This window comes from Mesorhizobium sp. M2E.F.Ca.ET.219.01.1.1 (assembly GCF_004016445.2).
Lineage (GTDB): Bacteria > Pseudomonadota > Alphaproteobacteria > Rhizobiales > Rhizobiaceae > Mesorhizobium.
In genome coordinates this window covers 469,987-483,686 of sequence record NZ_SADT02000001.1, presented here as the reverse complement: position 1 = coordinate 483,686, position 13,700 = coordinate 469,987, and the positions used below count along the sequence as shown (strand labels likewise).

The 13,700-nt window shown below is 64.1% G+C and carries 12 protein-coding genes; 11 read left to right on the top strand and 1 reads right to left on the bottom strand.

The window, feature by feature from the left end; translation table 11 throughout:
- The first annotated feature begins 49 nt into the window (after positions 1 to 49).
- The 9 genes from EN862_RS02315 to EN862_RS02275 all read left to right on the top strand — a co-directional run bounded on the left by EN862_RS02315 (position 50) and on the right by EN862_RS02275 (position 9,808).
- Positions 50 to 1,195, top strand: a complete 1,146-nt coding sequence (locus EN862_RS02315; protein ID WP_127864264.1) for an aminodeoxychorismate synthase component I — start codon at positions 50 to 52, stop codon at positions 1,193 to 1,195.
- Positions 1,144 to 1,806: an aminotransferase class IV family protein gene (locus EN862_RS02310; RefSeq protein ID WP_127864263.1), complete on the top strand. Its 663-nt coding sequence runs from the start codon at positions 1,144 to 1,146 to the stop codon at positions 1,804 to 1,806. Before EN862_RS02315 ends, EN862_RS02310 begins: the two co-directional genes overlap by 52 nt.
- Positions 1,807 to 1,845: 39 nt before the next feature.
- A complete protein-coding gene (locus tag EN862_RS02305; protein WP_127864262.1) occupies positions 1,846 to 2,781 on the top strand; it encodes a DUF3445 domain-containing protein in 936 nt (311 codons plus the stop codon).
- Between the two features lie 132 nt (positions 2,782 to 2,913).
- Complete coding sequence (locus EN862_RS02300) at positions 2,914 to 4,359, top strand: homospermidine synthase (RefSeq protein ID WP_127864261.1); 1,446 nt, start codon at positions 2,914 to 2,916, stop codon at positions 4,357 to 4,359.
- An 86-nt stretch (positions 4,360 to 4,445) separates the two neighbouring features.
- On the top strand, positions 4,446 to 4,820 hold the full coding sequence (locus EN862_RS02295) for a hypothetical protein (RefSeq protein ID WP_127864260.1): 375 nt from the start codon (positions 4,446 to 4,448) through the stop codon (positions 4,818 to 4,820).
- Positions 4,821 to 5,007: 187 nt separating this feature from the next.
- Complete coding sequence (locus tag EN862_RS02290) at positions 5,008 to 7,020, top strand: bifunctional UDP-sugar hydrolase/5'-nucleotidase (RefSeq protein WP_127864259.1); 2,013 nt, start codon at positions 5,008 to 5,010, stop codon at positions 7,018 to 7,020.
- A 143-nt stretch (positions 7,021 to 7,163) separates the two neighbouring features.
- The gene (gene hemH, locus EN862_RS02285; RefSeq protein WP_127864258.1) at positions 7,164 to 8,228 is read left to right on the top strand and encodes a ferrochelatase; all 1,065 of its coding nucleotides are present in this window, start codon (positions 7,164 to 7,166) and stop codon (positions 8,226 to 8,228) included.
- Between the two features lie 134 nt (positions 8,229 to 8,362).
- Complete coding sequence (locus EN862_RS02280; RefSeq protein ID WP_127864257.1) at positions 8,363 to 9,313, top strand: SPFH domain-containing protein; 951 nt, start codon at positions 8,363 to 8,365, stop codon at positions 9,311 to 9,313.
- A 30-nt stretch (positions 9,314 to 9,343) separates the two neighbouring features.
- Positions 9,344 to 9,808, top strand: coding sequence for an NfeD family protein (locus EN862_RS02275; RefSeq protein ID WP_127864256.1), 465 nt, complete (start codon positions 9,344 to 9,346; stop codon positions 9,806 to 9,808).
- A gap of 153 nt (positions 9,809 to 9,961) precedes the next feature.
- On the opposite strand, the gene EN862_RS02270 is transcribed toward EN862_RS02275, so the two are convergent.
- Complete coding sequence (locus EN862_RS02270; RefSeq protein WP_127864816.1) at positions 9,962 to 10,963, bottom strand: KpsF/GutQ family sugar-phosphate isomerase; 1,002 nt, start codon at positions 10,961 to 10,963, stop codon at positions 9,962 to 9,964.
- Positions 10,964 to 11,136: 173 nt separating this feature from the next.
- On the opposite strand from EN862_RS02270, the gene EN862_RS02265 reads away from it, so the two are divergent.
- The gene (locus EN862_RS02265; RefSeq protein WP_127864255.1) at positions 11,137 to 12,936 is read left to right on the top strand and encodes an outer membrane beta-barrel protein; all 1,800 of its coding nucleotides are present in this window, start codon (positions 11,137 to 11,139) and stop codon (positions 12,934 to 12,936) included.
- 219 nt (positions 12,937 to 13,155) lie between these two features.
- Positions 13,156 to 13,686, top strand: a complete 531-nt coding sequence (locus EN862_RS02260; RefSeq protein ID WP_245519474.1) for a TetR/AcrR family transcriptional regulator — start codon at positions 13,156 to 13,158, stop codon at positions 13,684 to 13,686.
- The last annotated feature ends 14 nt before the right edge of the window (positions 13,687 to 13,700 follow it).

Genomic DNA, 13,700 nt, shown 5'->3' with positions numbered 1-13,700 from the left:
CCGGTCCCCCATATAGAGCGATCGACTGAATTGTCCGCTTTCAAGGCTCATGTCCCTGCCCGCAGCCATTTTCCGCAACGACGAGAGCGCGCGTCAGCTGGTGTTCGACCGGCCGCACGAGATCATTCTCGCGCGCACTGCGGAGGAGTTCGTGCCGGCGCTCGAGCGAGCCCAGGCCGCCTCCGACTCCGGCAAATGGCTGGCGGGTTATTTCTCCTACGAGGCCGGCTACCTGCTCGAGCCGAAACTGGTGCCGCTGCTGCCCGAAGGCCGCCGCGCGCCGCTGGTCTGCCTCGGCATCTTCGACGCGCCCGTCGAACAGGCCGTGCCGCAAAATGCGGGATCCGCCAGCAATGGCCCGATTTTCGATGCAAGGGCAACGTGGTCCGCCGAGGACTATGCCGGCCGCTTCGCGCGCCTTCACAACCACATCCGCAAGGGTGACTGCTACCAGGGCAACCTTACCTTCCCGGTCCGCGCGCAATGGTCCGGCGATCCGCTTGCGGCCTTCGACGCGCTGACCGAACGCCAGCCAGTGAAATATGGCGCGCTGGTCTCGCTCGGCGATCCGATCGTCCTGTCGCGCTCGCCCGAACTGTTCTTCGAGATCGACGCCGACGGCATGATCGAGACGCATCCGATGAAGGGCACCGCGCCGCGCGGTGCGACCAAGGCCGAGGATGCCCGGCTGAAAGCCTTCCTGCGCCACGACGAGAAAAACCAGGCCGAGAACCGGATGATCGTCGACTTGTTGCGCAACGACATCTCGCTGATCAGCGAAGTCGGCACGCTGGACGTGCCGGAATTGTTCCGCATCGAGTCCTATCCGACCGTGCACCAGATGGTCAGCCGCGTGCGGGCGAAGCTTCTGCCGGACATCGGCATCCGCCAGGTCTTCGCCGCGCTCTTCCCTTGCGGCTCGATCACCGGTGCGCCGAAGATCCGTGCCATGGAAATCCTGCACGAGTTGGAAGGCGCGCCGCGCGACGTCTATTGCGGCGCCATCGGCTGGATCGCGCCGGGCGGCAGGATGCGTTTTTCGGTGGCGATCCGCACCATCTCGCTCTTTGCCGACGGCGAGGCGGTCTACAATGTCGGCGGCGGCGTCGTCTTCGATTCTACCGCCGAGGAGGAGTATCGGGAGTGTCTGTTGAAAGCGCGCTTCGCGACGGGAACGGTGCCGGCTTCGAGCTGATCGAGACCATGCGCTGGGAGCCTGGTTCCGGCTTCCTGCGCTTCGAGCGCCACCTTGCCAGGCTTTATGCGTCCGCCGCCGAACTCGGCTTCGCCTGCGATTCCGAACGGATCGGCGAAGTGCTTTGGAACGCCGTCGACGGACACCTTATTGCCTTGCGCGTGCGCCTTGCCTTGCAGCACAACGGCGAAGCGACGGCCGCCGCTCAAGCCTATGAACCGCTGCCCGCCGACAAAGTCTGGCGGCTGCAGCTGGCGCGCATCCGGCTCGATTCCGCCAACATGCTGCTGCGCCACAAGACCAGCCTGCGTCAGGTCTACACGCATGCCCGCGCGGAATATCTCGCCACGCGCGCCGAGGAAGTGCTTTTGGCCAACGAGCGCGGCGAGCTCTGCGAGGGCACGATCACCAATCTCTTTGCCGATTTCGGCGACGGTCCGCTCGCCACGCCCCGCCTCGACTGCGGCCTTTTGCCTGGAATATTGCGCGGCGAGCTTCTGGACGAAGGCCGCGCCGTGGAAGCGATCTACAGCTTCGACGACTTGAAGGCGGCGAAGGCGATCTTCGTCGGCAACTCGCTGCGCGGGCTGATCCCGGCGCGGCTTGGCTGACCGGGCTGGAGACATAAACTGGATAACAATCAAACAGGCATGACCGTCTGCCACCCGACCCATACGCCCTATGACGGATCCTCGAAGCTCTTCACCATCGGGTTGAAGCCGCTCGATTTCGACCGCTGGATCGAGGTCGACGAGTTCCTGCTGCCGCATCTGGCCGAAAAGCAGCGGCTCTACACGGAAATCCCGGAAAGGGTCTTTGTCGAGGAAGACGGTACAAGCGACGCTCAGCGCGAAGTGCTCGACCTGCTCGTCGCCCATCTCGAAGCCGCGCATCCCGACACGCACCGCCGCAACGGAGCCGATCTCGAGCCGGTCGGTTTCGATAGGGCAAGCGACAGACTGCCCCCCGCCTTGCGCGAGGCGCCGCTGGCAAAGGCCTCGCTGCTCGTTCAGGAGGACCTGATCCTGATGCGCCGCGACGAGCGCGGCTGGCGGCTCGCCGCCGGCTCGCTGTGCTTTCCTTCATCCTGGTCGCTGCGGGAGAAATTCGGCAAGCCGCTGCAGGAGATCCACCAGCCGGTGCCGGGCTTCGGCCCCGGCACGCGGCCGGCCGAGCTCATCAACCGCATGTTCGACGGACTGCAGGGCCAGGCGGTCGAGCGCTTCAACTGGTCGATCCAGGCGAATGACAGGCTCTATCATCCACTCTCCAACGTCGAGCGCATCGACCGCGCCACCAACCGTCCGAGCCGCTTCCCCGACGGCGACGTCAACGCCCATGCCTTCATCCGCGTCGAACGCCAGACGCTGCGCAAGCTGCCCGCTTCGCGCGACATCCTCTTCACCATCCGCATCCACCTCGATCCGCTCAAGGCGCTTGATGCGCATCCGGACCGGCCGGCACTGGCGGCCTCATTCGCGGAGCAGCTCCTGGCCCTCGACCAGCAACAGCTCGACTACAAGGGCCTGACCGCCGACCGCGACCGGCTGGTTGCATTCCTCGGCCGCATGGCCGGATCGGCTTAACCACACACCCAGAACGGCTTAGCCGGCGGTTGGCGCTTTTCGCTGGTTTATGACAATGATCTGTGGTGTAGCGCTTGGCCGTCGGGCCAAAAGCGCCCGGTTTTGCGCGTGTTTGAAGGAGTGTGCGAAAAAATGGCGAATGAAAACTGGCCCGTTTACGGTGAAATCACCGGTCCCGTCGTGATGATCGGCTTCGGCTCGATCGGGCGGGGAACGCTGCCGCTGATCGAGCGCCATTTCAAGTTCGACAAGTCGCGCATGACGGTCATCGACCCGCTCGACACCGACCGCAAGCTGCTCGACGAGCGCGGCATCGCTTTCAAGCAGGACGCTGTGACCGAGAAGAATTACAAGAAGCTGCTCACGCCGCTTCTGACCAATGGCGGCGGCCAGGGCTTTTGCGTCAACCTGTCGGTCGACACGGGTTCGGTGGACCTGATGAAATTGTGCCGCAAGCTCGGCGTGCTTTACATCGACACCGTCGTCGAGCCGTGGCTGGGCTTCTATTTCGACCCCGAGGCCGACAATGCCAGCCGCTCCAACTACGCGCTGCGCGAGGCGATGATCAAGGAAAAGCAGGACAAGCCCGGCGGCCCGACGGCGGTCTCCACCTGCGGCGCCAATCCCGGCATGGTCTCGTGGTTCGTTAAGAAGGCGCTGGTCAACCTCGCCACCGACCTTGGCCTCGAGTTTTCGGAACCCGCGCAGGAAGACCGCGAGGGCTGGGCCAAGCTGATGAGGAAGGCCGGCGTCAAGGGTATCCATATCGCCGAGCGCGACACCCAGCGCACCAAGAAGCCGAAGCCGATGAATGTGTTCTGGAACACCTGGTCGGTCGAAGGCTTCATCTCGGAAGGCCTGCAGCCGGCCGAGCTCGGCTGGGGCACGCATGAAAGCTGGATGCCGAAGAACGGCAAGAAGCACAAGCACGGCTCCAAGGCGGCGATCTATCTGGAGCAGCCCGGCGCCAACACGCGCGTGCGCAGCTGGTGCCCGACGCCGGGCGCGCAATACGGCCTCCTGGTGACCCATAACGAGTCGATCTCGATCGCCGACTTCTTCACCGTGCGCTCGAAGAAGGGCAAGGTCCAATACCGCCCGACCTGCCACTACGCCTACCATCCCTGCAACGACGCCTTGCTGTCGCTGGACGAGATGTTCGGCGCCGCCGGCAAGCCGCAGCCGGTCCACCACGTGCTTGACGAGAACGAGTTGGTCGACGGCGTCGACGAGCTCGGCGTGCTGCTCTACGGCCACGACAAGAATGCCTACTGGTACGGCTCGCAATTGTCTCTGGCCGAGGCGCGCAAGCTCGCCCCCTACCAGAACGCCACCGGCCTGCAGGTCACCTCGGCGGTGCTCGCCGGCATGGTCTGGGCGCTGGAGAACCCGGCGGCAGGCATCGTGGAAGCCGACGAGATGGACTACCGGCGCTGCCTCGAAGTGCAGTTGCCTTATCTCGGGCCGGTCAGGGGATACTACACCGACTGGACGCCGCTGGATAACCGGCCGGGACTCTTCCCCGAGGACCTGGACAAGGACGACCCGTGGCAGTTCCGCAACATTCTGGTCCGATAGCAGGCGGCTTGACGACCCTCACCGCCTTGCAATCGCCCGGAAATCGGGCGATTGAAGGGAGCGGACCGAGGAGAGGATTTTCAAGAATGACCATTGCGCGCAAACTGCTTTCGCTGGGCGCCGCGGCAAGCCTTTTGGCCGCCGCCGCCTGCACAACCACCGGCCCATCGGAACCACCGGCCTCCGCCGCGCCGAAGGGCGTCGAGGGCAACTGGATCGACGCCAAGGGCACGGGCCTGTCGACCTTCGCGGCCGGCAACTTCACCACGGTCGCCACCGACACCGGCCAGAAGCTGTCGGAAGGCAGCTACACCATGACCGGACCGACCTCGGTCGAGATCCACGGCACCTCGCTGATCCGCCAGACGCCGGTCAGCTTCAACTGCCTGATGGTCTCAATCAGCCAGCTCAACTGCACCAGCGCCAGCGGCCAGAATTTCGTGCTGACGCGCCGGGCCTGAGGCTCGCAGACATCAATCCGACAGGATGGCGGCGCGAGCCGCCGTCCTTTTTTGTGCCGGCAAATATCTCCCCGATTTGTGCTTGCATCGACCGGGACCCGATGTGAACATGACCGAGGCTGACTGTTATTTTCCAGTCAAGCGAAGGCGTTAAGCACTGTCGAAGTCAATTTACCGGGAGACGAAGATGAAGAAGATTGCCGCCATCCTAGCCCTTTCCGCTTCGACGCTTGGCCTGTCGGCCGGCGTGTCCTTTGCCGACTACACGCTGAACATCCTTCATTTCAACGACTGGCACAGCCGCATCGAAGGCAACAACAAATACGAGTCGACCTGTTCCGCCGAAGAGGAGACCAAGGGCGAATGCATCGGCGGCGCCGGCCGGCTGATCACCGCAATCGCTGAGGAGCGTAAGAAGCTCGAAGGGCAGAACGTGCTCTTGCTCAATGCAGGCGACAGTTTTCAGGGCTCGCTGTTCTACACCACCTACAAGGGCGCCGTGGAAGAGGAATTCCTCAACCAGATCAAGCCTGACGCGGTGACGCTCGGCAATCATGAATTCGATGACGGCGAGACAGCACTGGTGCCTTTCCTCGACAAGGCGAAGTTCCCGGTCGTCAGCGCCAATGTCGTGCCCAACGACAAGTCCGGCGCCGCCGGCAAGTTCAAGCCATCGATCGTCGTCGAGGTCGGCGGCCAGAAGATCGGCATCATCGGCGCCGTCACCAACGACACGCCGGAACTCGCCTCGCCCGGCCCGAACATCGCCATCGCCGACGACCTAAAATCGATCACGGCCGAGGTCGAGAAGCTCAAGGCGCAAGGTATCAACAAGATCATCGCGGTCACTCATATCGGCTACAGGCGCGAACGCGACGTGATCGCCAAGATCCCGGGCATCGACGTGGTGGTCGGCGGCCACAGCCACACGCTCCTGTCGAACACCGATCCGAAGGCCGAGGGGCCGTATCCGACGATGGTCGACAACCCCGACGGCTCCAAGGTGCCGGTCGTGCAGGCCGCGTCCTATTCGAAATATCTCGGCGAGTTCAAGGTCGTGTTCGACGACAATGGTGTCGTCAAGGAAGCCAGCGGCGCCCCGATCTATCTCGACAAGTCGATCACGCCCGATCCCGCCGTGCTCGCCCGCATCAAGGAACTCGGCGCGCCGATCGAGGCGCTGAAGAACAAGGAGGTGGCCGAGACCACCAAGGCGATCGACGGCAGCCGCGAGAACTGCCGCGCGCGCGAATGCGAGATGGGCGATCTCGTTTCCGATGCCATCCTCGACCGCACCAAGGGCCAGGGCGTCGAGATCGTCATCTCGAACGGCGGCGGCCTGCGCGCCTCGATCGACCAGGGCACGGTGACCATGGGCGAGGTGCTGACCGTGCTGCCGTTCCAGAACACGCTGGCGACCTTCAAGATCTCGGGCAAGGACCTGGTCGCGGGCCTCGAAAACGGTCTCAGCCAGGTCGAGGACGGCGCCGGCCGTTTCCCGCAGGTTGCCGGCCTGAAATACTCTTTCGACAAATCGGCAGCGCCCAATGCCGGCCGCGTCAAATCGGTCGAGGTGATGGAGAACGGCGCCTGGGCGCCGATCAATCCGGACAAGCAGTATCTCGTCGCCACCAACAACTATGTCCGCCAGGGCGGCGACGGCTACAAGGTCTTCGCCGAGAAGGCCACGGACGCCTATGACTACGGCCCAGGCCTGGAGCAGGTCGTGGCCGACTATCTCGGCGCCCATCGCCCATACACGCCGAAGCTTGACGGCCGCATCACCGAGATTGCGGCAACGACTGCAGCGGCTGAGCCGGCCAAGCCTGTGGAACCGGCGAAGCCCGCCGAGACCGCCACCCAGGCGCCCGCGGCCGAGCCTGCAATGCCGGCCATGCCTTCCGGTTCCAGCGACATAGCCGGCACACCACCGGCCGTTCCGGCTGAAACCGCCCCGGCCGCTCCCGCCGATGCAGCCCTGGCGACCCCTGCTCCCGCCGCCGAGCCGGCAAAGCCCGCTGAAACCAAGCCGGCGGAAGCCAGCCACACCGTCGCCGCCGGCGATACCTATTGGGACCTGGCCAGGAAAGCCTATGGCGACGCGACCAAATGGAAGCTCATCTCCGAGGCCAATAAGGACTTCAAGCCGCGCCGCCTGCCGCTCGGCGCGACGCTGACCATCCCGCCGGCCGCGAAATAAGCGGCCGCCCGAAATTCACGACACCCGCCCGGAAGCGGGCGGGTGTTCCTTTTCCGCTGCCAGACACGATAAGGTGCGGCCAGACGCAGCATTGAAAACCGGCGGGGCATCGCTAATTTCCGCGGCGCTACCGGAGACCGTTCATGACGCTTGCCAGCCCCACCGATGCCAAAGCCGCCAAGGCTGTCGGTCCGTTGTCCGCCGACGGCGCGCCCGTCAGGCCGGGCAGGATCGGCATCATACTGGTCAACCTCGGCACGCCGGACGGCACCGACTTCAAGCCAATGTGGCGATATCTGAGGGAATTCCTCTCCGACCCGCGCGTCATCGAGCTCAACAAGGCGATCTGGTATCCGATCCTCTACGGACTGGTGCTGACCACCCGGCCGAAGAAATCCGGCGCCAACTATGCCAGGATCTGGAACCGGGAGAAGAACGAGTCGCCGCTGCGCACCTTCACCCGCGCTCAAGGACAGAAATTGGCCGCAGCGCTTGCCGACCTGCCCGATGTGGTGGTCGATTGGGCGATGCGCTACGGCAATCCCTCGACCGCAAGCGTCGCGCAAAGACTGGTCGAGCAGGGCTGCGAGCGCATCCTCACCTTCCCGCTCTATCCGCAATATTCCGCAACGACGACGGCGACCGCCAACGACCAATTGTTCCGCGCGCTGATGAAGATCAGAAACGCGCCGGCGATCCGCAGCGTGCCGCCCTATTATGACGAACCGATCTATATCGAAGCGCTCGCCCGCTCGATCGAGCAGCATATCGCAGCGCTCGATTTCGTGCCGGAAGTGGTGATCACCTCCTATCACGGCATCCCGAAACCCTATTCCGACAAGGGCGACCCCTACCAGACGCATTGCCTGGAGACGACCCGGTTATTGCGGGCAAGGCTCGGCTGGGACGAGAACAAGCTCATCACCACCTTCCAGTCGCGTTTCGGCGCGCAGGAATGGCTGCAGCCCTATACCGACGTCACGGTCGAGAAACTGGCCAAGGACGGCATCAAGTCGATCGCCGTCGTCAATCCGGGCTTTTCCGTCGACTGCATCGAGACGCTGGACGAGATCGGCCGCGAGGCAGCCGAGACCTTCCATCACGCCGGCGGCAAGAACTTCGCCCATATCCCCTGTCTCAATGACAGCGCCGAGGGCATGGCGGTCATCGAGGCGCTGGTGCGGCGTGAGCTTTCCGGCTGGGTGTGACCGGCTTCATCGACAGCTCGAAAGCGGTGCGCAAAACCCGCCGCTAACCAATATTGGCGATCACCTGATTGTAACGCTACGGAAACACACTTAAGTGATTCCGTGAGGTCGCCGCCTTTTGAGGGAGAAACGAAATGGGCTTTAGCGGTTTCAGCATCTCGATCATTGTTCTTGTTTTCTTTGTCGTCATCCTCCTTTTCAAGGGCATCAAGACGGTGCCGCAGGGCTACAACTACACAGTGGAACGCTTCGGGCGGTACACCAAGACACTGACCCCCGGCCTGAACATCCTCAACCCGATAGTCGAGCGCATCGGCGCCAAGATGAACATGATGGAACAGGTGCTCGATGTCCCGACGCAGGAGATCATCACCCGTGACAACGCCATCGTCGGCGTCGACGGCATCGCCTTCTTTCAGATCCTCAATGCCGCGCAGGCCGCCTACCAGGTCTCAGGCCTGCAGAACGCCATCCTCAACCTCACCATGACCAACATCCGTACCGTCATGGGCTCGATGGACCTCGACGAATTGCTCTCCAATCGCGACGCCATCAACGAGCGCCTTTTGCGCGTCGTCGACGAGGCGGCGCACCCCTGGGGCATCAAGATCACGCGCGTCGAGATCAAGGACATCAACCCGCCGGCCAACCTTATTGAATCGATGGGCCGCCAGATGACGGCCGAGCGCAACAAGCGCGCCCAGATCCTGGCTGCCGAGGGCTTGAAGCAATCGCAGATCCTCGAGGCCGAGGGCCGCCGGGAAGCCGCCTTCCGCGACGCCGAGGCGCGCGAGCGTTCCGCCGAAGCCGAAGCCAAGGCCACACAGGTGGTATCGGAGGCCATCGCCAAGGGCGACGTTCAGGCGCTCAATTATTTCGTCGCCCAGAAATACACCGAGGCGCTGACCAAGATCGGCTCGGCCACGAATAGCAAGATCGTTCTGATGCCGCTTGAGGCGTCATCCCTCATCGGCACGCTGGGCGGCATCGGCGAGATTGCCCGCGAAGTTTTCAAGGGCGACGGCTCGTCCGGCACGCAGCGGCAGGCATCCCGCCCGCCGGTCGTCAAGCCCGGCGACAACTGATGTGACGCCGTCTGGGGTGGGAGAACATCAATGATCGACCGCATCGTTTCGGAACTCGGCCCGTGGAACTGGATGGTTCTCGGCATCGTGCTCCTGGTGATGGAAGTCGTGGCGCCCGGCGTGTTCATGCTGTGGATCGGCATCGCGGCGCTGATCATCGGCGCGGTGTCGCTGGCGATCTGGGACGCCGCCTTCTGGACCTGGCAGGTCCAGGTCCTGGCCTTCCTCGTGCTGGCCGTTGTCTCGGCCTATGTCGGCAGGCAGATCGCCGTTGGCCGACAGGGCAGCGTCGACCAGCCGCTGCTCAACCGCCGCGGCGCGCAGATGGTCGGCCGGACGGCGACGCTGTCCGAGCCGATCAAGAACGGCCGCGGCCGCATCCGGCTTGGAGACACGCTGTGGCGCGTCTCCGGACCCGACCTGCCGGTCGGCACGCAGGTGCGTGTGACCGGGGCGGCGGACACCGATCTGGAGCTGACCGTGGAGGCTATCTGAGCCGAGCTTCCAAGGGTGCATTGAGATTCAGGTCAGGCCGTGCCGAAAATGGCGGTTTCCGAGAACCGGAGCGGAACATACTTAAGTACGTGAGCACCGGAAGCGCAGGAAGCCGCCATTTGCAGGCCGGTCTCACCTGAATATCAATGAATCCTAGGCGGCGCCGATGCGCAGCAGATCATGCAGATGCACCAGTCCGACCGGGCGTCCGCCTTCGACGACCATGAGGCTGGTGATTTCGGATGTGTTGATGGTCTGCAGCGCCGTCGCCACCAGCGTGTCCGGGCTGGCCGTCTTCGGCTTCCTGGTCATCACCTGATCGACGCTCATCGTCAGGAGGTCGCTTGCAATGTGGCGGCGGATGTCGCCGTCGGTGACGATGCCGACCAGCGCGCCGTCGGCGCCGGTGATCGCCACGCAGCCGAAACCCTTGCGCGACAATTCCAGGATCGCCTCCTGCATGCCGGTGCCTGAAGGCACCAACGGCAGCCTTTCGCCGACATGCATGATCTCGCGCAGCTGGGTCAGATTGGCGCCGAGCTGTCCGCCAGGATGGAAGGTGCGGAAATGGTCCGGCGTGAAACCGCGCGCCTCGAGCAGCGCGATCGCCAAGGCATCCCCCATGACGAGCTGCAGCAGGGCGGAGGTTGTGGGGGCCAGCCCGTGCGGACAGGCCTCGGGCACGGGCGGCAGCAGCAGCACGACATCGGCGGCCCGAGCCAGCGCCGAGCTCTCGCCCGACGTGATGGCGATCAGCGGGATGGAAAAGCGCCTGGAATAGGCGACGATGCCCATCAATTCCTTGCTCTCGCCCGACCAGGACATGGCAATGATGGCGTCGTCCCGGGCGATCATGCCGAGATCGCCGTGATTGGCCTCCGCCGGATGGACAAAAAAGGCTGGCGTGCCGGTCGAGGCCAGCGTGGCGGCGATCTTGGAGCCGATATGGCCGCTCTTGCCGACGCCGGTGACGATGACGCGGCCGTCGATCCGCGAAATCAGGTCGATGGCCGCCGCAAAGGGCTCGGCCAGTCCGTTTGCGAGCCCGGCGGCCAGGGCCGCCATGCCGGCCTGCTCCGTCGCCACCGTTCTCAGCGCCGATTCGATCGCAGCCTGCCTGTTGGGCTGCTTTCTTTCTGGGGACCCCGCATGCATGGGCGAAGCGATTAGCGCTTTGCCGCGCCCCTGTCCAACAGAATTGTCCAACAGAATTGCCTTGAGCCGCCCCTCGGAAGGCTTCCGAGGGGGCTCTCTCAACCCTCCGTTAACCATCCGCATTTACGGTTCGGTAAGTATGGCGCAACCGCGCCGCGCAAGCAGTGGTGACGATGTCCGGGGGCCAGCCTGAAGCGAAAATCGGTCGGAGGGGCATTGCCGTCGCAGCACTGCTGCTGACGGCGAGCGCGCTTGCCTTGCTGCGTCCGGCGCCGGCATTTTCGCAGGAAACCGAGCTGCGCGGCGAGGTTTCCGAGTCGGCGATACTTGCCGACCAGCAGCGCAAGGCCAGGCAATTGCGGGCGCAAGGGTCGCAGGATCAGAACGCTCCCGCCGCGGCCGTCCAGGACACGGCGCCGACGACCTACCAACCGGCAAGCCCCGGCGCCGTTCCCGATGACGGCCAGACGGCGGGTGCGTCGGACAGCATCTTCGACCAGCCGCAGGCAGCCACCGATCCGCTGGCCGACACGACAGCGCCGACAAAGCCGCGCCGGCCTTCGACGGCAAGGCAGCGCGCTCAGGACGCCAAGACCGACACCAAGGCGAACACCAAGACCGCTGACAAGAAGAAGGCTAAGAAGAAAGCGGGCGAGGCCACTGACAGCACCACCACTGCCGCGACCGCTTCCGCAGGCGACAAGGCTGATGCGGCAGCGGCCGACGACGACAGCAGCAACCGCCGCGCCGTCACCATCGACAGCGTCGACAAGCAAAAGCTCGACCCGGGCCAGGAGCGTACCGGATCGATCGATGGACAGAAGGTCAAGCCGGAGGAAGATCCGTTCGCTGCTCCCGGCGTCAGGATCGGCACGTTTCTGTTCCGGCCGACGCTCGAGCAAGGCTTCACCGCGACATCCAATGCCGATTCCAGCAGCACCGGCAAATCGGCCGTCCTGTCGGAGACTGCGCTGCGTTTCACCGCGACCTCCGACTGGCGCGAGAATTCGGCTTTGATCACCGGTTACGGCCAGTTCCGCAACACCGTCTCGGGCCAAAAGATCAACGACGCGCAGGGCCGCATCGAAGGCCAGCTCAATGTCGATCTCGACAACGAGCTGCGCGCCATCGCCAAGCTAGGTTACGAGGCGGCGCCCGAATCGGCTTCCTCGCCGGATGCGATCGCCGGCGTCACCTCGCAGCCGCTGCGCCAGACCGTGGACGGCAGCCTCGGTCTCGAAAAGACTGTCGGCAAGATGCGCTATGCGCTGACCGGGGCGATTTCGCATGATTTCTACGGCGATGCCGAGCTCTCCAACGGCACCACCGTGTCGCAGAAGGATCGCGACTCCACGCTCTACACCGCGACCTTGCGCGCTGGTTACGAGGTCTCGCCCGCGCTGACGCCCTTCACGGAAGTCGAGGCCGGGCGGCGCGTCTATGACCTGCGCACCGACACCGACGGCTTCCAAAGGTCCTCGACCAGGCTTGGCGCGCGCGCCGGCCTCGAGCTCGACATGGGCGAGAAGCTGTCCGGCGAATTCTCCGTCGGCTGGCTGCGCGAAGCGATCGATGACAGCCGCCTGCCGGCGGTGGCCGGCCCAAGCATCAACGCCGACCTCAAATGGTCACCCGAGCGCGGCACCACGATCGGGCTAACCGGCAAGACCAGCGTGGAGACGACAACGAACGCCGGCGAGAGCGGCGATATCCTCTACTCCGGCCGTCTGACCGGCGAGCGCCAAATCCGCGCCAACCTGACGGCGAACACCGCGCTCGGCCTCGACTGGCGCGACTATACCGGCTCCGACGGCCACGACCTGATCCTGAGCGCCGAAGCCGGACTGACCTGGTGGCTCAACCGCTATGCCGGGCTTACCACCCGCGTCAGGACCGAGAAGCTGACCAGCAACCTGGTCGGCCGCGACTACACGGCCAACAGCGTCTATCTCGGTCTGAAGGTCCAGCGCTGAGCGGTAGCGAAGGCCAAGCCCATGCCGAGATTCAGGTCAGGCCGAGTCGAGAGCAACGGCTTCCGATAACCGGAGCGGAGCGTACTTAAGATACGTGAGCACCGAAAGCGCCAAAAAAACCGCTTGACGATAATAAGACGACCGGTCATATATTAATCCATGCCTAGACCAGCCAATCCCGAAACGCGATCGCGCCTCCTGGAAAAAGGGGGAGACCTTGTGAGCACCCGCGGCTTCAACGCCACCGGCGTGCAGGAGATCACCGCGGCAGCCGGCGTGCCCAAGGGTTCGTTCTATAATTACTTCGACAGCAAGGAAGCCTTCGCCGTCGCGGTACTGACCGAATATTGGGAGGCGGTTGTCGCTGAGTTTGGGGCCATTTTGAATCAAGGCCAAACGCCGCCCTTGTCGCGCATCACGCGCTATTTCGCCGGGCTTGCCGAGTTTCACGAGCGCCGCCGCTATGCGGTCGGCTGCCTGATCGGGAATATGGCGCTGGAGGTCACGCCGACGAGCGAGGATGTGCGGATCAAGCTTGCGGCGATCTATCGCGAGTGGTCGGCCGCGCTTGCCTCATGCCTGCGGGAGGCGCAGGAGAATGGGGAATTGTCGGCCGGAAAGGATCCAGGGCAGCTTGCCGTCGCGCTGATCGACACGTTCGAAGGGGCGGTCATGCGGGCCAAGGTCGAACGTAGCCGGGCGCCCTTCGACAGCTTCGAGCGCTTTGTTTTGCCCTCTTTGCTGACTTAAGCATTTTGGGCAAT

Excerpts from the sequence above, each read along its gene's own strand:
- EN862_RS02315 (WP_127864264.1), top strand. The coding sequence starts at position 50 with ATGTCCCTGCCCGCAGCCATTTTCCGCAACGACGAGAGCGCGCGTCAG.
- EN862_RS02305 (WP_127864262.1), top strand. The coding sequence starts at position 1,846 with ATGACCGTCTGCCACCCGACCCATACGCCCTATGACGGATCCTCGAAG.
- EN862_RS02300 (WP_127864261.1), top strand. The coding sequence starts at position 2,914 with ATGGCGAATGAAAACTGGCCCGTTTACGGTGAAATCACCGGTCCCGTC.
- EN862_RS02295 (WP_127864260.1), top strand. The coding sequence starts at position 4,446 with ATGACCATTGCGCGCAAACTGCTTTCGCTGGGCGCCGCGGCAAGCCTT.
- EN862_RS02290 (WP_127864259.1), top strand. The coding sequence starts at position 5,008 with ATGAAGAAGATTGCCGCCATCCTAGCCCTTTCCGCTTCGACGCTTGGC.
- hemH (WP_127864258.1), top strand. The coding sequence starts at position 7,164 with ATGACGCTTGCCAGCCCCACCGATGCCAAAGCCGCCAAGGCTGTCGGT.
- EN862_RS02280 (WP_127864257.1), top strand. The coding sequence starts at position 8,363 with ATGGGCTTTAGCGGTTTCAGCATCTCGATCATTGTTCTTGTTTTCTTT.
- EN862_RS02275 (WP_127864256.1), top strand. The coding sequence starts at position 9,344 with ATGATCGACCGCATCGTTTCGGAACTCGGCCCGTGGAACTGGATGGTT.
- EN862_RS02270 (WP_127864816.1), bottom strand. The coding sequence starts at position 10,963 with ATGCATGCGGGGTCCCCAGAAAGAAAGCAGCCCAACAGGCAGGCTGCG.
- EN862_RS02265 (WP_127864255.1), top strand. The coding sequence starts at position 11,137 with ATGTCCGGGGGCCAGCCTGAAGCGAAAATCGGTCGGAGGGGCATTGCC.